This window comes from Phormidium sp. FACHB-1136 (assembly GCF_014697375.1).
Taxonomy (GTDB): Bacteria; Cyanobacteriota; Cyanobacteriia; order Phormidesmidales; family Phormidesmidaceae; genus Nodosilinea.
Genome location: NZ_JACJRS010000050.1, coordinates 20,736 through 38,589 on the forward strand (window position 1 = coordinate 20,736; position 17,854 = coordinate 38,589).

The window sequence follows — 17,854 nt, forward strand, 5'->3', positions numbered from 1 at the left end:
TACAGCTTTTTCAGGATTGGCAAGCAAAGTTGACCTATGTCCAAAATATTGGCGCATGACGTCTAATACTGCGATGGCCAAACGGCAGGTTTTACCGTGGATAGGCATTTTAGGGCTGAGCGTGGTCTTGGGTAGCGCTTGTCGGCCCAATGATTCGGTGGTGGATGCCCCGCTAACTTCACCCGTAGGGGAGGGTGATCCGGTGACGCTGCTGGTGGGGGCGGCGGCCAGTTTGCAGGGGGCGATGGAGGACATTCAGCCCGCCTTTGAGGCGGCGCACCCGGATATTGCCCTGGGTTATACCTTTGCCGCATCAGGGCAGTTGCAACAGCAGATTGAGCAGGGCGCACCGATTGATGTGTTCTTCTCGGCGGGGACATCCCAGATTGAGGCCCTGGAAGCGGGGGGATATCTGCGACCGGATAGCCGCCAGAATCTCCTAGGCAATCAGTTGGTGCTGGTCGTGCCTAGTACCTCTACCCTGGGCCTAACGGAGTTTAATGACCTCACCCAGGCAGAGGTGCAGCAAATTTCCGTGGGGGATTTTGGCAGTGTGCCCGCCGGACAATATGCCGAGCAGGTGTTGGGCAACCTGGGCATTTTAGAGGACGTTCGCCCCAAGCTGATTTTCGCCAATACGGTGCGCGAGGTGCTGGCTGCTGTGGCCTCTAATAACGTGGAGGCTGGGATTTTGTTTGCCACCGATGCCGCTACCTCTGACCAGGTGACAGTAGCGGCCATCGCCGCTAATACCCTCCATGATCCGATTGTTTACCCCGTGGCCGTGGTCAACGATACAGCCCACCCAGAGGCAGCCCTCGCCTGGGTGGACTATCTCTCTAGCGAGGCCGCCAGGGCCGTCTTTATCGATCATGGTTTCACCGTCCTAGACTAAGCCTTGGATGTCGCCCCATGCCCGCTGACCTAACCCCGCTCTGGATTTCCCTCAAGGTGGCTGGCCTAGCCACGATCTTTGCCTTTTTCCTTGGCATTGCCGCCGCCTACGGGATGCTGGGCTACCGTGGCCCCGGTAAGTCGGTGCTGGAGGGGCTGTTTATTGCGCCCCTGGTGTTGCCGCCTACGGTGGTGGGTTTTTTGCTGCTGGTGCTGTTTGGGCGCAGTGGCCCCTTGGCTCCCCTGCTGGAATCCTTGGGCTGGCGAATCGTGTTTACCTGGTATGGGGCGGTAATGAGTGCGACGGTGGTGGCCTTTCCGTTGATGTATCGCACGGCCCTGGGGGCGTTTGAACAGGTGGATCGGGCGCTGCCCCAGGTGGCGCGAACCCTGGGGGCGGGGGAATGGCGGATCTTTGGGCGAATTTTGTTGCCCCTGTCGGTGCCCGGTTTGTTGGCAGGGATGACCCTATCCTTTGCCCGTGCCCTGGGGGAATTTGGGGCCACCTTGATGGTGGCAGGGAACATTCCAGGCCGCACCCAAACCATGCCGATGGCGATTTACTTTGCAGTGCAATCGGGGGCGATGGCCCAGGCTTGGACGTGGGTGGGCATCATTCTAGTGGTGTCGTTGTCGGGCCTGGTGACGGCGAATGCTTGGCAGGCCCAGCGGCAACGACGGCAGACGACGGCTCACCCAACGGTGGATCTCCTGAAGCCAGCCCCCATCCCCCCCGCATCAATGACACCAGCCTTCATCCCAGGCTCCCTGACAACGAACACCCGAATGCCTGAATCGCCCTCCTGGCCCGCGACCCTAGAGGTAGATATTCACAAAGCGTTAGCCACCTTTCCCCTGACGGTGCGCTTCACCGCTGGCCCCGATGCGCTAGGCATTTTGGGGGCATCGGGGTCGGGCAAATCGATGACCCTGCGCTGCATTGCCGGGGTGGAAACGCCGGATCGGGGGCGAATTGTGCTGAATGGGCGAGTGTTGTTTGATCGGGATCGTGGCATCAACCTCCCCAGTCGGCAGCGGCGGGTGGGGCTGCTGTTTCAAACCTATGCCCTCTTTCCCCACCTCACCCTGGCGGAAAACATTGGCTTTGGCTTGCAGCATCTGCCCAAACTAGAGCGATGGCAGCGGATTAGTTGGTGGCTGGAGGTGATGCACTTGCAGGGCTTGGGTAATCGCTATCCCCAGCAAATTTCCGGCGGACAACAGCAGCGGGTGGCCCTGGCCCGTGCCTTGGCCCCCAACCCAGAGGTGCTGCTGCTGGATGAACCCCTATCGGCTTTGGATACCTACCTGCGCAGCCAGGTGGAGCAGCAGTTGATCAAAACCCTGGCCACCTATCCCGGTATTGCCCTCTTTGTCACCCACAATTTGGAAGAGGTGTTTCGGGTCTGTCCCCAGGTGATGGTGATGGCGGCGGGGCAACCCGTGGCCCACGGCACCCGCCACCAGGTGTTTGAGCGACCGGGCAGTGTGATCGCCGCCCAAATTACTGGATGCAAGAACTTTTCTAGGGCCATCCCCCTCTCGCCCCACACCCTCCAGGCCGAAGACTGGGGCTGCACCCTCACCGTCGCCGAGGTCATTCCCATCGATCTCAGTCAGGTGGGCTTCCGGGCGCATCAGGTGGAGTTTGTGGATAGCCCCCACCGTCCCAACACCTTCCCGGCCTGGGTGGTCTCCACCAGCGAAACCCCGCACCGGATGACGCTATTTCTCAAGCTCCACCGCCCCCCAACCCCTGACATGGCCCCCAACCAGGGGGACTTTCCCTACGATCTCCAGGTGGAGGTGTTTAAAGAAAAATGGCAAACCCTGAATCAACACCCCCAGCCCTGGCACATTCATCTCGCCCCAGAGCGAATCCTGTTGCTGAGCGATCAGCCGCCGTTCAGCATCCCAACCGTGAACGATGTGCCAGCCTACGCCAAAACCCAGGGCTAGTCCGGATCAATCCCCAACTGGCGTAGCTGAGCCGCCAACCGATCCGCCCGATCTCGTTCCTGCTGAGCCGCTTGCTGGGCCTGCTGGGCCTGCTGCTGAGCCTGCTGGGCCGCTTCCTCTGGGGTCGGAATCAGATGCCCTAGCTCGGTGAAGTAGCGCAGTTGCCCTGCCTGTACGCCTAGGGATAGGCCCAAGACCTGACTCCAGAGGTGCCCCTCGGCATTGGGTTGAATGGCTTGGTATTGCTGATCCACCAGGTGATATCCGGCGAATTCCTGGGTTTCTGGGGAGAATAGAAAATATTCTGGAGTCCGAAAGCGATCTTGGTAGAGCAGCTTTTTTAGGGTACGGTCGGTTTTGGCGGTGGAGTTTGACAGCAGTTCAATAATCAAATCCGGGTACTGGCCCCCCTCTTCCCACACCACCCAAGACCGCCGAGGTCGCTTTTGGGTACGGTTCACCAGGAAGAAATCTGGCCCCCTGAAGTCTCGATTTTTAAGCTGTTCGCGGCTGAAATAGATGGTTAAGTTGGCCCCGATGAAATAGTCATCGCGATCACGCCAGAGCCAATCTAAACAGGCCACCAGCAGCGCCAGTTGGGCATAGTGCAACGAACTTTCCATCTCCGGCTCATTGCTCTCCAATTGGGTGGCATCTGGCATCAGGTCGGCCAGTTGCTGTGCGGTCATCACCATAGGACAGCCTTCCCCTAGGCTAAGTAGTTCTAGTATACCAGGAGATCGCGGAGTTGGCTGGGTCGCATTACTGGGCTTGTTTGCGGGCCACAATTTGGAAAATGTGCCAGTGTTTCTCTTCGCCGAGGGCGGTTTGGCCGGGGTGGTTTTCCTCCTCCAACCACTCCACGGTGAAGGGGGCGAGGAGATCCGCTACCTGGTCGCGGCGGTGGTGGGTGAGGTTGGGGTAGGCGGCCCAGGAGTCTTGGTCGCCAAAGAGTTGACCGCAGAATCGCCCCCCCGGTGCCAGGGCCACCACAATTTCTTCCCACAGGTGGGGGAACTGCTCTGGGGGACAAAAGGGCAAGCAAAAGCTAGCGTTGATTAGGCTGACATCCGGGGGCAGGGTGAGGCTTTCAAACCGTTGCACGCGGGTTTCGAGGTAGGTGCGGTCGCAATCCTCCCGTTGCCGCAGGCGGGTAATGGCTTCGGGCTCGCCGTCAATGGCCAGCACCCGCCAACCCTGGCGCAGCAGTTCCACCGTATCGCGCCCATCGCCACAGCCCAAATCCACCGCAAAAGGGGGCAGGGGTTCGGCATCGGCGGCATAGCATTCCAGTGCCCTGGTCAGCGTTGACCGAGGCGGTCGCCCCTCCACCGCTTGGTAATACTGACTCCATCGGGTTTCAAAATCCATCGATCCTCCCGCTAGTGTTGGACTATGGGCGTGGGGCCAGCGGTTTAAAAAATCACACATTGTGGTTGGGCTAGGCTAGCCCCTCCTTGGGTTGGGTTGGGCAGGCTTGGCACGAGGGCAGGTTTCTAGGTCGGGTCGCTCCTTGGCCTGGTGCAGGGCGAGGGCGGTGTTGAGGCCGATCCACTGCTCAATAAAATCCAGATCAAAGCCAACATGGCATTCTTTACCCACCTTGATTAAAGGACGACGAATTAAAATTGGATCGAGCAACATCAATTCTAGGGCGATTTCAACGCCCAAATCCTGGGGCACAATCAGACCGCTGGTGATGGCAGGGGCGGTGGTATTAAACCACTGTGCCACAGGCAGATCACCAAAGAAGGGACGCAGGCGATCATAGGTCCAAGACTCAAGCAATAGATTACGGGCAATTACCCGGTGCCCCGCCGCTTTCAGCAGAGCTTTTTGCTTAGTATTGTTGATGCAACCTGCTTTTTCATAAAAAATTACCGTCGTCATCATGCGCCTCCTAGAAGGGTTTAGCGATCAAGGTCTCGGAATCAAACTGAAAACGAGCTTTGGGTTGCATTTCTCCATAGAGTTGAAAGGTGACGGCGGGCTCTGATCCCAGGGTTTCGACCTGGTGGATGGCGGCGGGCATAAAGCTGATAACTTCTCCGGTATTGAGAATGCGCTGACCCGTGGGTTGAATATGAATGCCATCGTCAGCATATTGCCAAAAGGTATGGCGTTCTTGCCCTTCTAGCAAGGCCACAACGCCCCAGGTGCCATGGTTATGAATGGGCGTGATAATACCGGGATTGGTCATCACATTCTGCACCGTTAGCGGATAACCCAGTTCTTCATAAAGGGGTAAGACGGTAGATCCTGTCCTGGGATCAGGAACGGCCCGCCGGGTTGTTAGCCAATAGGAATTAAGAATAAGTTTGCGTACCTTACGCCGGATCTGGGGCAGATAATCCCACTGATCAAATTCATGGGGGGCATAGTCAAGAATGTGCAGAATATCGCTGAGAAATTGATGCAGATAATAGTGATCTTGCAGCAAGTCCCAAGGGCGAGGGGTGGGGCGAAGTTGGCATTGGCCTATCTCATCCACAAACCAATCTTGATGGAGCAAATCCGTGGTCATCATCGACCTCCATGGCCTGATCAAAAGCAGTTCGGCGGCAGAATGGAACAATTCCGCCGCCGAGGAATGGGACTAAGCCAAGGCTGGCTCAGGGGTATCTTCCACAGCGCTTTGCTCAGGAACTTCACCCTGACAGAAAGCCAGTTCCGCCTCTAGCTCGGCCACGGCAGCCCAGGCTTCTTTGCCAGCGTTGGAGTAGGGGCCTTTGGCCGCAGAAACGCCACGGGCATGGGCAACTTGGGCCTGGAGTGCCTTTTGCAGTAGAGGCACCCTGGGATTTTCCACAAAGTCGCTCTTTTGCAGAATATCAGTGTTGGAAATAATCCCGATCAGGTCGTTTTGGATCACCGGAGCCCGGTCAATACCAAAGTGGGCAAACAGACGCGCCACATACTCAACGCCCAGATCAGGATTGATTACCAAACAGGGTTTATTCATAATTTCATAAACCTTGATGGTCTTGGGATCGGTGCCGTAGGCCACCACTTTGTTTACAATGTCCGTATCGGTGACAATGCCATAGGCATCCTCAGGATTACGTCGTTCGACAATCAAAGAATGAAGCTTCTTGAACTTCATCAGTTGTACCGCTTCAGCGACCGTTGCAGACCCCTTAATGGTAGCAACTTCATCGGTCATAATATCTCTTGCAGTAGCCATAATGAACCTTCTCCTTACATGGACAAAACAGGTTGAAAAGATCCTCCTAATGGTCATTTTTTAATGCCAAGCGAACTAGTTCAAGGGCATCACCTCCTGTAGGGATCGATAGATGACTAGATGCGCGTTAAGCGATGGATTGGGTAAAAAGAGATTGAGGAAAACGCAGTAGAATCCAACATTAGATTGTGCTTGCTTGGCAGCGGTCTTGTTAGGTTCTGCTATCGCGCTACTCAATCTAGACGGAAGTAGGCTAGATGGATCGCCGATTAATTCGTTCCATTGCTTAAGCGGCAATGGCCGGGAAATCTGGCTTGAGAATTTCTAGCCAATCAGCAATTCGCTGGTCGGTTTTGTCGCTTTCATTTACCTCATCCAGGGGCAAGCCCACAAACTTGCCGTCTTGAATGGCCGATGATTGCTCAAAGGAATAGTCGTCAACAGACACCGATCCAACCAGGTTGGCCCCCAGGGCTTTGAACTGTTTGTACAGAATGCCCAGGGCACCGACAAAATGCTTACTGTGGCCTTCGCAATCTCCAGGGCCAAAGAGGGCGATGGTTTTGCCAGAAAAATCGGGCTTATCCATCTCTATGTCAAAAAGCGGTTCTCGCCAATCGTTTTGGAGTTCCCCTGCACCCCAGGTAGAACAACCGAGAATTAGGTAGTCGTACTTGAGTAAGTCATCCACATCATCGAAATCCTCTTCCATGCTGTAGAGGTCGCAATTATCTTCACCAATGGCCTCTTGTATTTTCCCCGCAATTTCTTCCGTAACGCCTGAGGTGCTGCCGTAGAAAAGTCCAATCTTAGTCATGGGTCTTGCTCCCAGTAATAGGAAAATAGTCGTCGATCTAGGCGATGTCGTATGCCAATCTTCAAACGAGATAGGCTTCCATGTGGGTCTTAATCGTGCAGTCTGAGCGAGGATAGGCCGTACACAGCAGTACAAATCCCTTCGCCATTTGTTCATCATCTAGGAAGGACTGTTCAGACTGATCAATTTCGCCTTCTACTAACTTGCCCACACAACTAGAGCAAGCCCCCGACCGACAGGAAAAGGGTAATTCAATGTCATTCTCTTCCGCTGCATCCACAATATAGGTATCTTCATCCACGGGAATAGTGATGTCGATATTGCGTTTTTTGTTGATCAAATGAACTTGGAAGGTTGCCATGATGAATCTCCGATTGAGAGAGATGAGATTAGGGAAGAAGGAGAATCGGCGATAAGTTATTTCCCCTTACTCCTTCTGTTTGGTTCAATCTGAGGGTTTGCTTCGCGCTAGCTAACCTACGATGATGGGACAATTCGGTCTGCTTTGTTGGGTTCTGCTTTGCGCCACCCAACCTACGGAAAATCTTTAACTACAGGGAACTCCGGTGGGGCTACATTCTCCGGCCTGGAAGGACTTGCCACAGCTACAGGTATCGGTTGCATTGGGGTTGCTAAATTTAAAGCCGCTTTCTAGTAGGCTATCCACATAATCCACCACAATTCCCTCCAGCAGGGGTGCGCTTTTGGGGTCAATAAATACCTTTAACTGACCCGATTCCACCACCTGGTCATCGGCCTTGGGCGCATCGGAAATTTTGATGTCGTACTCGTAGCCATTGCAGCCGCCATCTTTCACCGCAAGGCGTATGCCCCGGCTGGGGGTGTAGTTGGGGGTGCCCCGCAAAAAGGTACGCAGGCGTAGTTCGGCAATTTCAGTGAGGGTGATAGTCATGGGATTAGGGGGATAGGAATTAGGGGTTGGGGCTAGGGTTGGGGCTGGAGTTGGGGCACACTGCGGTGCGCCCGTACGGGGAGGCTGGTTATCTACTAGCTAGGGTTGGGAGGGCCAGGGGCTTTTCCGGCAGGGGTTTTCCCTGGGGGCCACCGCAGATAGGACAGTCGGGATCGTGGTAGGTGCGGCGTTTGGCGAATTCGGCCCTGGCCAAATCCATGGTGAGAAGCTGGCCCAGCAGGGGGTCGCCCAGTCCGGTGATCAGCTTCACGGCTTCCAGGGCGGCAAGGCAGGCGAGGGTGCCCGATACCGCCCCCAGTACCCCAAATCCCCAGCGATCCCACTCCGGCTTTTCGGGAAAAAGGCAGGATAAACAGGGAGTTTTGCCCGGAATAACGGTGGTTAGGTAGGCTTCCATGGCATTCATCGCCGCTTCCACCATGGGCTTGTTCCAGCGCACACAGGCAGCATTCAGCAAATCCCGCTCCGCAAAGTCGAAGGCACAGTCCAGAGCCAAATCCGCCCGCCGCACCAGGGCATCAATGTTGTCCACCGTGACGTAGTCGCACACCGCTTCGATCTCGATATCCGGGTTGAAAGCGGCTAGGGTTTCCTGGGCTTTAAACACCCTGGGTTGACCCACCCAGTCATCGGTCATCAAAATCTGGCGGTTCATGTCGTCCCGCTGGAGGTTGCCCCCCCGCACCAGGATCAACCGCCCCACCCCCGCCGCCGCTAGGTATAGCGCGGCAGTGCCCCCCAATCCGCCGACCCCGGTTACTAGGGCCGTGGTGGCTTTCAGTCGCTCCTGCGCTTCCCGACCAAAGCCAGGGAGCTGCATTTGCCGACGATAGCGTTCGAGTTCAGTGGGGGTAAGCATGGGAATGATGGGTTAGCGATTTTAAGGTTTTGGGAGTTGATCCCCCCTAGCCCCCCTTGGAAAGGGGGGAATAGAGGCTAGGTGAGAGGCAAAATCCTCTTGGAAAGGAATTGGCCTTCAAAGTCCCCCTTTTCAAGGGGGATTTAGGGGGATCCCCAGGAGCATGGGCAAAGGCACCCTTACTCCATTGCAATTTCCGACATTAAAACGACGTTGCTGGGCTTTTGGTTGAAGACCTTAAATAATTTCTCAGACTGGGGAGATGAGGTTTGGAAAATGCTGTAGGCTTCTTGCAAAAATCCGCGATAACGGCTGAAGGTGGCTTCATCGTCAAAGTCGGGCATCAGTGCGCCCCTTTCTCGCATTAGGTGGGCAAACTTTTGCAGAACATGTAGGCGATTAACATTGAGAAAGCTGGGATCGTAGGGCAGTTCAAAAAAGGCAAAATAGTCTTCGGCCTGGGTGATTTGGTTGAAGGCTTTGGTTTTAGTGGTCATTGGGCTGTCTCCAGGGTTTTCAACTGTTGTCTGAGGTCGCGTAGTTGGCAGTAGATCTCGTAGGTACGAGCCGCAGCTTCGGGCAATAGGTCTAGGTCGGTGGGCAGTCCTTCGGCAATATCGTGTAAATCCATCTTGAGCTGACCCGCTTTGCTATTCAGCTTTTTGATTTTGGTCTTTAGCTCATCGATGGTGAGGGATTCGGTGGTTAACATCGGAAATCGAGGATTGGGAATTGGGTTAGCGTTAGGGGCTGGATTGGGGCGCACAGCAGTGCGCCCGTACGGAGGATTGAGGGTTCACCACTGGCTGACTTCTGGGAATCGGGTGGCCAGTTCGATTCCTTTTTCGACTAGGCGTTCTCCTTCTTCGTTGAGTTTTTCGAGGGAAACAAAGCCAAATCGTTGGGCATCGCGCAGGGTTTTAGACACCAGCAGTAGGCGACCGGAGAAAACCAGCGCCCAACCAAAACCCTCATGGCTGAGGTCAATCACCACCTGGGAGAGCATTCCTGTTTCCTGCTCAATCCGGTAGGCTATGGCGCGGAAAAAGGAGATGATACGCGACTGAGTAATGGGGTCTACTTCGCCTTCTACGGAAATTTCCCGCTTTTGGGCTTTGGTGAGAATGTAGGGCTTTAGCAGCAATTCATCGGCCCAGTGGCGATAGGTGCCAAAGCTATCGTTGGCGCGAATTTGCTGCACAACGGCCTGCAAAAAGGGAGAATCCGCAACGGTCAATACTGGGGTCGGGGTTTCGAGAGTACTCATACGGTCACTTCCTCCTCGGTTTCAAGGTAAGCATCATCAAATTTGGGGGCTTGCTCTTGGCTCAGCACCTTACGCAGCCAGGGCGGGGGACTTCCCTGGAGGGTGTGCATCAGTTGTCCCAAAATCGCTTCGATTTCTTCATTTTCGGAGTGGGATTTCATCGGCGTAATCCGCTTGCCAATTAACCGAGCCGCCGCACTACCACCAATATCGGCCACATAAACAATGGTGCAGCCCTTCAGCGCCTTCAGCTTGGCATCGATCTTGTCTTCGTTGCCATCTTCTTTCAGATTGCCGCCAAACTTTAGCGTTTCTGAGAAGGTATAGGCATCGGCAGTGAGTTCATAAACATCCATTGCGCTGGCCGAGCCAAAGTGGGCGTTAATGTGAATCGAGTCCTTGGTGGCAAAGGCTATTTTCATGGTGCATCTCCTTGAGAGTAGCGAGATCGAAGAAGGTGAAAGCTAGGGCGTTCAAAGTGTCGAGTTCAAAATGCAAAATTCAAAGTTCAAAACATTTAACTCCCGTCTTCCCGCCAGCGGTGAACGAGATCGTGGGTGCGCTCTTCGTCGGCTTCGAGCAGGATATTGCCGATGGCAAAAAGCAGGTCTAGGGTGCCGCGATAGCCGACGGTGCAGCGGTGGCCGTTGCCCAGATGTTCCAGCATGGGGAAGCCATGGAGGTAGAGGGGGATGCCGAGGCGGCGGGCGATGGGGCGGGCCTTGGAGTTGGTGATCCAGAGGTCGGCGGTGGCCGCGAGGTCTTCCAGGTCTTCAAAGTCGCCGATGTAGGTTTGGGCGATGGGGAGATCCTTCAGCAGGGGCGAGGGGGCGGTGGTGACGGCGGCTTGAAGTTCAACTCCGGTGCTGTGTAGCCACCAGGCGACGTTGTGCAGCAGGTCGGGTTCTAGGGCCAGGGCCACCTTTTTGCGGCCAAAGAAGAAGTGGGTGTCCAGCATGGCATCCTGCACCTGGCGACGTTGGCGCAGGTACTTGGCGGGAACGGGTTGGCCGCTGATTTGGGTCAATGCATATAACAAGTCATCCACGGCCCCCAGTCCCGTCAGTTGGGTGAAGGTTTGGGCGGGGGTGCCGAAGCGCTCGGTCAAAATCGCCGCCGCCTTGGCCATGCTGCCGCCCAGGGCCAGGGTGAGGGCCGAGCGTCCTACGGCCTTGAGTTCCGCGACCGTGGTGCCTCCGGTGGCGGTGGTGTAGTGGTCGGCATCGTCCAGGTGGCCATCCAGCGAGGTAGACAGGTCAGGCAGCACGATGGGGGTGAGGCCAAAGGCTTCGACGATTTCCTTGAGTTCCGCCACATCCCCAGGGCCAAGGGCGGCACTGGCCAGCAGGGTGATTTGTTTAGGGTTGACCTCCCCCGGTTCAGGCATAGTCTGTACCAAACTTTCCACCGCCGCCGCAAAGCCATCCTCCAAGCTGCCCTTGTAGTCGGGGGTGGAGGCTAGGACGATGGGCACCGTGACCTCTGGGTTGGCCGTGTGGAAGTCCCGCAGAATGCCCTGCATATCGTCGCCGCGAGTTTCCGTCAGCCCGGTAGTGAACAGCCCCACCAGTTCCGGCTGGGAGTTTTGAATCACCGTCAAAATGCCTTGGTGGACGTTGTCATCGCCGCCCAGCACTGTACTCACCTCGCTCATCGCCGTGGTGGCCAGGGGAATCGCTTCCTGGAAATGGTTCACCAGCAGCACCTTGGCAAAGGCCGTGCAGCCCTGGGAACCATGGAACAGCGGCATCGCCCCCTGAATCCCCAAAAACGCCAGGGCCGCACCCAGGGGCTGACTTTGCTTCAGCGGATTCACCGCCACCGCCTTCCGCCGAACAATCACCTTAGTCGAGATTTTCTCTCCACTTCTGTCCTCCCTCTCCCCCTGGGAGAAGGACTGGGGGTGAGGGTCTCCCCCGTTGGGTGAGGGGTTGGGGGTGAGGGTCTTCTCCCACGGAGCCGCCCGCCGCACCTCTGCCCACACTGGACTATGCAGGGTTTCGTCCAGTTCCTTCGCCATTTCCAGCAGACCACCGTAGCCAGAATAGGGATTGTGGCGTTCTTGGTTGATGTGCAGAAAAGGAATGCGGGCCTTGAGGGCGGTGTATTGGTTGCGGCCTCCGGCAATTAGCATGTCGGCGTTGGTCTTTTCGATCACTTTCAACAGTTCCGCCGCGCCGCCTTTTTCCAGCATGACGCCCTCTTGACCCAGCAGAGTTTTGATGCGGGCTTTATCTTCTTCGGTGCTCTTTTTGCTGCTGGTGGCAACAACTTTAATCCCTAAATCCTGTGCGGCTGAAATAATCGACCAGCTTTTCACCCCCCCGGTATAGAGGACAACGCGCTTGCCCTGGAGTCGTTCCCGATAGGGAGCTAATTGTTCATTGAGTTTTTCCGTTTCTTCGGCAATCACCGCTTCTACTTTGGCCTGCATCGCTTCATCGCCAATTTTGGCGGCAATGGTGCGTAGGCAGTGGTTCATATCCGCCACACCATAGAAGGATTCTTCGATATAGGGAATACCGTAGCGCTCCTCCATTTTGTGGGCTAGATTAATCAGCGCCTTGGAGCAAATCATCACGTTCAGTTTGGCGCGATGGGCGCAGGCTACTTCTTGATAGCGGGCATCACCCGTGATTTTGGATAGGACTCGAATACCGACTTTCTCCAACAGTGGCAATACGCCCCACATTTCCCCAGCGATGTTGTATTCACCGATTAAGTTAATGTCGTAGGGGGTGGTAAATTCTGGTTCTGCGGTGCCGATAACGTGGTCTAGCAGGGCTTCCCCAGCGAGGCGATTGCCGAGGTTTTTGCTGCCGACAAAACCAGGGGATTGGATGGGAACTACGGGGAGATTCAAGTTCTCCGTTGCGGCCTTACACACAGCATCTAGATCATCCCCAATCAGCGCCGTTACGCAGGTGGAATAGACAAAAATAGCGGCGGGATGGTAGCGTTCCTGTACATCCTGAATGGCCTTATAGAGCTTCTTTTCGCCGCCAAAAATAATGTCGTTTTCGCTGAGGTCAGTGGTAAATCCCATTTTGTAGAGGGTCTCACCCGATGATAAACTGCCCCGTCCCCCCCAGGAATTGCCCGCACAGGCAATGGGGCCATGAACCAGGTGGGCCACATCGGTAATCGGCACCAGGGCAATGCTGGCTCCATCAAAGGCACACCCCCCCTGAGCCGCCCCAGGCTTGGCCTGCTGTTGACAAACTTTGTTATGACCTTTGCCATTTTTTTTATGGTTATGCTCACAACCCGGTTGGGTCAAAAGCTCGCTCATTTTGGCTTTGGTAGAAGACATAGGAGTGAGGGGATGAGGGGTTGCGAAAAGAAAGAAGTAGGGTGGGCACTGCCCATATTGAGGGAAACAATTTTCTAGAATTCACCTTAATTTTGAAGCTTTGCTTAGGGATTCAAAGTTCAAAATTAAAAATTCAAAATCTCAGACTATTCTTCAACAAATATATTGGGTGACATCCTCACCACAAACATCGGTAAGATAGGCCAAAGATCGAAAACGCAACCCCACAAATTCGTCATACAGCGGGTTGAGTTTGCACATGGCCGGAATGTGAAACGTGCGGCCTAGAATCGTAATATCCCGCTCGAAAGGGCAACAGCAGGGAATGAGGCGACAAACTAGGTGGGCAAAGCGTCGGTTGGGGACTTCCAACTGATCAATCCAGCGGCGCAGGGGAGTGAGAAGGCCAATTCCAGGAGGAGCAGGCAGGGCTTGGCCGTGGGTGTGATGATGCGAGGGATCGGGGGAGTGTAGGAGAGTAGCCATGGTGGAAATGTGCTGGGTGGGAAAGGCCAAGAACGGAGCTATTCTAGTTTTCCTCTTGCGCTGGAAGAGGAGTTTGAGACGAGGGTTAAGCGGTGAAGGCAAAGGGGGATGGTGGGCGGTGCCCACCCTGCGGCTAGGTTTTTGGCGTTGACCGTTGTATGGTTACTCGAAGTTCAACGGTTTACCAGTCGGCTTGGGCGATTAAAGGAACTAGTTCTTCAGTCTTTTCGAGTTCGCGACTGAGGCAGCCAACGACCTGATTACTCTCTAGAAAATGAACTGAGTAAACGTAGGCTCTCTGGAGATAGGTGCCAATGCCAATGATGTAGCCAATATCGCCTTTTTCAGCTAGTCTTTCGCCGATATTTTTGCCAGGAAAGGTGCCATCGTTACGAATGAGTTTTAGTACGCGAACACGATCACCTAAATCAAATATCGGGGCGGAATCAATTTCGATTTCGTCGGGAAGTTTCATGATCAATTCGGGTAGAGTTGGCCAGGTATGGTTGGGGCATACCTGGCCAAAGGGCACTAACGAATGAGGTCGAAGGAGATGTCGGTCTTAGATGGAATATTGGTCTTCAGATCGGCCTCTTCCAGGATGGTATTGACAATCCACGTAACCAAATTGAGCGCACCTTGATAGCCCAAGGTGGCATAGCGGTGCATGTGGTGCCGATCAAAAATCGGGTAGCCAACGCGGATTAGGGGAGTGCCCGTATCGCGCCAGAGGTACTTGCCATAGGAGTTACCAATCAGCAAATCCACAGGTTCCGTGAACATCAAAGAGCGCAGATGCCACAGATCCTTGCCACCCCAAACCGTGGCACCTTTGCCGTAGGGGGTGGCTTCCAGAATGGTGCGGGCCTCGGCTTCAAAGGCATCATTGCTGTTGCCCACCACGATGTGAACAGGCTCAGCCCCCAGTTCTAGCAGCACATTAATCAGCCCTAGAACATGATCGGGATCGCCGTAGAGGGCGACGCGCTTGCCGTGAATCCAGGATTGGGAATCGGTCATGGCATCCACGGCGCGGCCCCGTTCGGCCTGGAGTTCAGCAGGAATGGGTTTGCCCGTAATCGCCGACAATTGCATCAAGAATTCGTCTGTGCCACGAATGCCAAAGGGGCGGAAGTTGTAGGTCTTTTGCCCACCTTCTTTAGCCAGGAATTCTTGGCTCTTGGGGGTTGTGTACTTCTGGAAGAAGAAACTCGCTTCGGCGTTGATGCTATCTCCCGCTTCCTCCAGGGTGGTGAGGCCATTATACATCTTGAATTCGCCCGTGTTGGGAGAATCAAAGGCATCGGAATTATCCGACAGAACCGTATAATCAATGCCAAAGAGATCCAGGATGCGCTTGAGCTCGCGGGTGTTGCCTACGTAGGGATCAAAGCCTAGGTTGAAGTTGTATTTGCCGTTAGTCGTTTCGGCTTTTTTGCCCTTAGTTAACTCCAGCAAAATGCCCTTCAGCATATTGTCGTAGCCCGTGATGTGGGAACCCACAAAACTAGGCGTATGGGCATAGGGAACAGGGAAGTCTTCAGGAATATGCCCCTCATTTTTGGAGGTCGTAATAAACGCCCCCAGGTCATCCCCAATCACCTCGGCCATGCAGGTGGTGCAGAGGGCAATCATCTTGGGTTTGTAGATGCTATGGGCATTTTCGAGCCCAGCCTTAAGGTTGCTTAGTCCCCCAAATACCGCTGCATCTTCCGTCATGGAGGAGGAAACGGCTTGGAAAGGCTCTTTGTAGTTCCGGGTTAGGTGGCTACGGAAATAGGCGACACAACCCTGGGAACCGTGGCTATAGGGCAGGGTATCTTCAAACCCTGCGGCCACAAAGAGGGCACCGAGCGGTTGACAGGCTTTGGCAGGGTTAATGGTGAGGGCTTCACGGGCAAAGTTCTTTTCCCGGTATTCCCAGGTCTTTGTCCATTCCGCGACTTCGGCAATTTTTTCATGGGAATGGGCTCCCTCAAATTGCCGTTTGTAGGCAAATAATTCCTGGTATTCATCCGTGTGGAAAAGGTCAAAGTGATCCTGAATTTTTGGATCTTCGGCTCCGCAGGGAGTCGGAATGGCGTTGTCAGTATTGTCAATCATGATGCTCTCCTTGGTGGAGGAAATGGGGGTGGTAGCGGTTGGGGCGCATTTTTGGATTGCATTTAGGATTGTTAGCCGATGAATCCGTTGGGGCGCACCGCCGTGCGCCCGTACCTAAATCGAATCCCGTCTAGACTTTAGTCGTTTGCCAGGGCGTGTTAATCAGGCTCCAGGTGGGATTATTGATGGCCAAATCCATGTCGCGGGCAAAGACTTCAAAGCCTTCGTAGCCGTGGTAGGGGCCAGAGTAATCCCAGGAGTGCATTTGCCGGAAGGGCAGCGCCATTTTCTGGAAGACGTACTTCTCTTTCACCCCAGAGGCAATCAAGTCGGGCTTGAGTTGTTTGGCAAATTCCTCAAACTCATAGCCGCTGACATCGTCGTAAATAACGGTGCCATCTTTCACATAGTCGAGGGTGCGTTTGTAGTCATCGCCATGACCAAACTCATAGCCCGTACCGATCACATTCATGCCCAGGTCTTCAAAGGCAGGAATGACGTGGCGGGGACGCAGGCCACCCACCATAATCATCACCGTTTTGCCTTCCAAACGAGGCCGATACTTGGCGATAATTTGATCCATTCGAGCCTGATGGGCTGCGATTACCTCTTCTGCCTTAGCTTGGATCGTTTCGTCAAACTGTTCGGCGATCTTTCGCAGAGATTTCGCAATTTGGGTGGGGCCAAAGAAGTTGTATTCTAGCCAGCCAATGCCGTACTTTTCTTCCATGAATCGGCAGATGTAGTTCATCGACCGATAGCAGTGGATCAGGTTCAGTTTGGCGAGGGGTGTCATCACCACTTCGTTGAAGGTGCCATCCCCAGAGAATTGGCAGAGCACCCGTAGACCCATCGCTTCTAGCAGGCGACGGCTAGGCCATGCATCGCCACCGATGTTGTAGTCACCGATGATGTTGACATCGTAGGGGCCGGGTTCAAAGCCTTCGGGCAGCTTGCGGTACTCATCGGCCTTGGGCATGACCCAATCCCGAACGGTGTCGTTGGCAATGTGGTGGCCAAGGGATTGGGAAACACCCCGGAATCCTTCGCAGCGTACCGGAATCACAGGTTTCTTGATGTCCTTAGCCTTGGCGCGGGCCACGGCTTCAATGTCGTCCCCAATTAGCCCTACGGGACATTCCGACTCAATCGTGACGCCCTGGTTTAGAGGGAAAAGATCTTCGACTTCATCAATCAATTGAGCCAGCTTTTTATCACCTCCAAAAACGATGTCTCGCTCTTGGAAATCAGAGGTGAATTGCATCGTGCCAAAGGTATCAACCCCGGTGGTGCCAATGTAGTAATTACGGCGACCAGACCAGGAATAATACCCACATCCCACGGGGCCATGGCTGAGGTGAACCATGTCTTTGACTGGCCCCCAAACTACCCCTTTTGCCCCTGCAAAGGCACAGCCACGGGTGGTCATAATGCCGGGAACGGACTTTTTGTTGGACTTCGCACCACAGTCGGACTCACCTTCGGCGTGAACATCGAGGTGCTTGGCCCGAAGTTTTTTTGCCTTATCAGGATAGGCCTCAAGCACCTCCTGAATCAGCGCCTTTCTATCTTCTACGGTAGTCATGATGCCCTCTCAGATAGGGTGAAATGGGTCTTGGGTTGAGTGTTAGATCCCAGGGTTTTGCTGGGGTAAGTCAGGGTCTAGGAGGCTAGAAAAGAACCCTGGGATCTGGCTTAAAGGAACCTAAGCTGATATGCATTTAAATTGCATTGATTGTGTTTCCTTTGTTTTTGATCTTGCGATCCCATTTGATGACAAGCTGCCCTTCGTTCAACAGGTTATGAACAAGCGCTTCTAGATCCTCAATCGACTCAAATAGACGATTGGCAATGAATTCCTTTGCAGAGTGCCAAACTAACTCGATTAAATTATAGTCCGGACTGTAGGGTGGCAGAAATTCTAAAACAATGTTGGGCATCTCCTTCGCTATCTTCTCTAGAATCTCTGCCTTTTTATGAATACTTGCATTGTCTAAAATGATAAGAATCTTAGGGCCATCCTGCTCAAAGTCTTCAA

At 54.4% G+C, this 17,854-nt stretch carries 21 protein-coding genes; 2 read left to right on the forward strand and 19 right to left on the reverse strand.

The window, feature by feature from the left end; all coding sequences use genetic code 11:
* Positions 1–55: 55 nt before the first annotated feature.
* The gene (modA, locus tag H6G62_RS15600) at positions 56–895 is read left to right on the forward strand and encodes a molybdate ABC transporter substrate-binding protein (protein WP_199325022.1); all 840 of its coding nucleotides are present in this window, start codon (positions 56–58) and stop codon (positions 893–895) included.
* A 17-nt stretch (positions 896–912) separates the two neighbouring features.
* Positions 913–2,853, forward strand: a complete 1,941-nt coding sequence (gene modB / locus H6G62_RS15605; protein ID WP_190496761.1) for a molybdate ABC transporter permease subunit — start codon at positions 913–915, stop codon at positions 2,851–2,853.
* Here the strand turns inward: modB and H6G62_RS15610 are convergent.
* The 19 genes from H6G62_RS15610 to H6G62_RS15700 all read right to left on the reverse strand — a co-directional run.
* A complete protein-coding gene (locus H6G62_RS15610; protein WP_190496763.1) occupies positions 2,850–3,548 on the reverse strand; it encodes a Uma2 family endonuclease in 699 nt (232 codons plus the stop codon). The two genes, modB and H6G62_RS15610, sit on opposite strands and share 4 nt — an antisense overlap.
* Before the next feature lie 67 nt (positions 3,549–3,615).
* Positions 3,616–4,224: a class I SAM-dependent methyltransferase gene (locus tag H6G62_RS15615; RefSeq protein WP_242052090.1), complete on the reverse strand. Its 609-nt coding sequence runs from the start codon at positions 4,222–4,224 to the stop codon at positions 3,616–3,618.
* 75 nt (positions 4,225–4,299) lie between these two features.
* A complete protein-coding gene (locus tag H6G62_RS15620) occupies positions 4,300–4,746 on the reverse strand; it encodes an ArsC/Spx/MgsR family protein (protein ID WP_242052092.1) in 447 nt (148 codons plus the stop codon).
* A 7-nt stretch (positions 4,747–4,753) separates the two neighbouring features.
* Complete coding sequence (locus H6G62_RS15625; protein ID WP_242052094.1) at positions 4,754–5,380, reverse strand: cupin; 627 nt, start codon at positions 5,378–5,380, stop codon at positions 4,754–4,756.
* A gap of 69 nt (positions 5,381–5,449) precedes the next feature.
* Positions 5,450–6,037, reverse strand: coding sequence for a CBS domain-containing protein (locus tag H6G62_RS15630; RefSeq protein ID WP_190496767.1), 588 nt, complete (start codon positions 6,035–6,037; stop codon positions 5,450–5,452).
* Positions 6,038–6,323: 286 nt separating this feature from the next.
* A complete protein-coding gene (locus H6G62_RS15635; RefSeq protein WP_190496769.1) occupies positions 6,324–6,854 on the reverse strand; it encodes a flavodoxin in 531 nt (176 codons plus the stop codon).
* A gap of 61 nt (positions 6,855–6,915) precedes the next feature.
* The gene (locus tag H6G62_RS15640) at positions 6,916–7,215 is read right to left on the reverse strand and encodes a 2Fe-2S iron-sulfur cluster-binding protein (protein ID WP_190496771.1); all 300 of its coding nucleotides are present in this window, start codon (positions 7,213–7,215) and stop codon (positions 6,916–6,918) included.
* Between the two features lie 186 nt (positions 7,216–7,401).
* The gene (locus H6G62_RS15645; protein WP_190496773.1) at positions 7,402–7,767 is read right to left on the reverse strand and encodes an iron-sulfur cluster assembly accessory protein; all 366 of its coding nucleotides are present in this window, start codon (positions 7,765–7,767) and stop codon (positions 7,402–7,404) included.
* An 88-nt stretch (positions 7,768–7,855) separates the two neighbouring features.
* Positions 7,856–8,647: a HesA/MoeB/ThiF family protein gene (locus H6G62_RS15650; RefSeq protein ID WP_190496775.1), complete on the reverse strand. Its 792-nt coding sequence runs from the start codon at positions 8,645–8,647 to the stop codon at positions 7,856–7,858.
* A gap of 179 nt (positions 8,648–8,826) precedes the next feature.
* Positions 8,827–9,144, reverse strand: a complete 318-nt coding sequence (nifW, locus tag H6G62_RS15655; RefSeq protein WP_190496777.1) for a nitrogenase-stabilizing/protective protein NifW — start codon at positions 9,142–9,144, stop codon at positions 8,827–8,829.
* Positions 9,141–9,359: a CCE_0567 family metalloprotein gene (locus H6G62_RS15660; protein WP_190496783.1), complete on the reverse strand. Its 219-nt coding sequence runs from the start codon at positions 9,357–9,359 to the stop codon at positions 9,141–9,143. The genes nifW and H6G62_RS15660 overlap by 4 nt, the downstream gene beginning before the upstream one ends.
* An 84-nt stretch (positions 9,360–9,443) precedes the next feature.
* Complete coding sequence (locus H6G62_RS15665; protein ID WP_190496785.1) at positions 9,444–9,914, reverse strand: NifX-associated nitrogen fixation protein; 471 nt, start codon at positions 9,912–9,914, stop codon at positions 9,444–9,446.
* Positions 9,911–10,336, reverse strand: a complete 426-nt coding sequence (gene nifX / locus H6G62_RS15670; RefSeq protein WP_190496787.1) for a nitrogen fixation protein NifX — start codon at positions 10,334–10,336, stop codon at positions 9,911–9,913. The genes H6G62_RS15665 and nifX overlap by 4 nt, the downstream gene beginning before the upstream one ends.
* A 95-nt stretch (positions 10,337–10,431) precedes the next feature.
* Complete coding sequence (locus H6G62_RS15675) at positions 10,432–13,206, reverse strand: bifunctional nitrogenase iron-molybdenum cofactor biosynthesis protein NifEN (protein WP_242052096.1); 2,775 nt, start codon at positions 13,204–13,206, stop codon at positions 10,432–10,434.
* Positions 13,207–13,380: 174 nt separating this feature from the next.
* On the reverse strand, positions 13,381–13,713 hold the full coding sequence (locus H6G62_RS15680) for a Mo-dependent nitrogenase C-terminal domain-containing protein (RefSeq protein WP_190496791.1): 333 nt from the start codon (positions 13,711–13,713) through the stop codon (positions 13,381–13,383).
* Positions 13,714–13,894: 181 nt separating this feature from the next.
* Complete coding sequence (locus tag H6G62_RS15685) at positions 13,895–14,188, reverse strand: nitrogen fixation protein NifZ (protein WP_190496793.1); 294 nt, start codon at positions 14,186–14,188, stop codon at positions 13,895–13,897.
* A 56-nt stretch (positions 14,189–14,244) separates the two neighbouring features.
* Complete coding sequence (nifK, locus tag H6G62_RS15690) at positions 14,245–15,816, reverse strand: nitrogenase molybdenum-iron protein subunit beta (RefSeq protein ID WP_190496795.1); 1,572 nt, start codon at positions 15,814–15,816, stop codon at positions 14,245–14,247.
* A 130-nt stretch (positions 15,817–15,946) separates the two neighbouring features.
* Positions 15,947–17,401: a nitrogenase molybdenum-iron protein alpha chain gene (nifD, locus tag H6G62_RS15695; RefSeq protein WP_190496797.1), complete on the reverse strand. Its 1,455-nt coding sequence runs from the start codon at positions 17,399–17,401 to the stop codon at positions 15,947–15,949.
* Positions 17,402–17,537: 136 nt separating this feature from the next.
* Positions 17,538–17,854, reverse strand: a 317-nt coding sequence (locus H6G62_RS15700) for a transposase (protein WP_190492062.1), incomplete at its 5' end; no start/stop codon positions are given.

Excerpts from the sequence above, each read along its gene's own strand:
- modA (WP_199325022.1), top strand. The coding sequence starts at position 56 with ATGACGTCTAATACTGCGATGGCCAAACGGCAGGTTTTACCGTGGATA.
- modB (WP_190496761.1), top strand. The coding sequence starts at position 913 with ATGCCCGCTGACCTAACCCCGCTCTGGATTTCCCTCAAGGTGGCTGGC.
- H6G62_RS15610 (WP_190496763.1), bottom strand. The coding sequence starts at position 3,548 with ATGGTGATGACCGCACAGCAACTGGCCGACCTGATGCCAGATGCCACC.
- H6G62_RS15615 (WP_242052090.1), bottom strand. The coding sequence starts at position 4,224 with ATGGATTTTGAAACCCGATGGAGTCAGTATTACCAAGCGGTGGAGGGG.
- H6G62_RS15620 (WP_242052092.1), bottom strand. The coding sequence starts at position 4,746 with ATGATGACGACGGTAATTTTTTATGAAAAAGCAGGTTGCATCAACAAT.
- H6G62_RS15625 (WP_242052094.1), bottom strand. The coding sequence starts at position 5,380 with ATGATGACCACGGATTTGCTCCATCAAGATTGGTTTGTGGATGAGATA.
- H6G62_RS15630 (WP_190496767.1), bottom strand. The coding sequence starts at position 6,037 with ATGGCTACTGCAAGAGATATTATGACCGATGAAGTTGCTACCATTAAG.
- H6G62_RS15635 (WP_190496769.1), bottom strand. The coding sequence starts at position 6,854 with ATGACTAAGATTGGACTTTTCTACGGCAGCACCTCAGGCGTTACGGAA.
- H6G62_RS15640 (WP_190496771.1), bottom strand. The coding sequence starts at position 7,215 with ATGGCAACCTTCCAAGTTCATTTGATCAACAAAAAACGCAATATCGAC.
- H6G62_RS15645 (WP_190496773.1), bottom strand. The coding sequence starts at position 7,767 with ATGACTATCACCCTCACTGAAATTGCCGAACTACGCCTGCGTACCTTT.
- H6G62_RS15650 (WP_190496775.1), bottom strand. The coding sequence starts at position 8,647 with ATGCTTACCCCCACTGAACTCGAACGCTATCGTCGGCAAATGCAGCTC.
- nifW (WP_190496777.1), bottom strand. The coding sequence starts at position 9,144 with ATGACCACTAAAACCAAAGCCTTCAACCAAATCACCCAGGCCGAAGAC.
- H6G62_RS15660 (WP_190496783.1), bottom strand. The coding sequence starts at position 9,359 with ATGTTAACCACCGAATCCCTCACCATCGATGAGCTAAAGACCAAAATC.
- H6G62_RS15665 (WP_190496785.1), bottom strand. The coding sequence starts at position 9,914 with ATGAGTACTCTCGAAACCCCGACCCCAGTATTGACCGTTGCGGATTCT.
- nifX (WP_190496787.1), bottom strand. The coding sequence starts at position 10,336 with ATGAAAATAGCCTTTGCCACCAAGGACTCGATTCACATTAACGCCCAC.
- H6G62_RS15675 (WP_242052096.1), bottom strand. The coding sequence starts at position 13,206 with ATGAGCGAGCTTTTGACCCAACCGGGTTGTGAGCATAACCATAAAAAA.
- H6G62_RS15680 (WP_190496791.1), bottom strand. The coding sequence starts at position 13,713 with ATGGCTACTCTCCTACACTCCCCCGATCCCTCGCATCATCACACCCAC.
- H6G62_RS15685 (WP_190496793.1), bottom strand. The coding sequence starts at position 14,188 with ATGAAACTTCCCGACGAAATCGAAATTGATTCCGCCCCGATATTTGAT.
- nifK (WP_190496795.1), bottom strand. The coding sequence starts at position 15,816 with ATGATTGACAATACTGACAACGCCATTCCGACTCCCTGCGGAGCCGAA.
- nifD (WP_190496797.1), bottom strand. The coding sequence starts at position 17,401 with ATGACTACCGTAGAAGATAGAAAGGCGCTGATTCAGGAGGTGCTTGAG.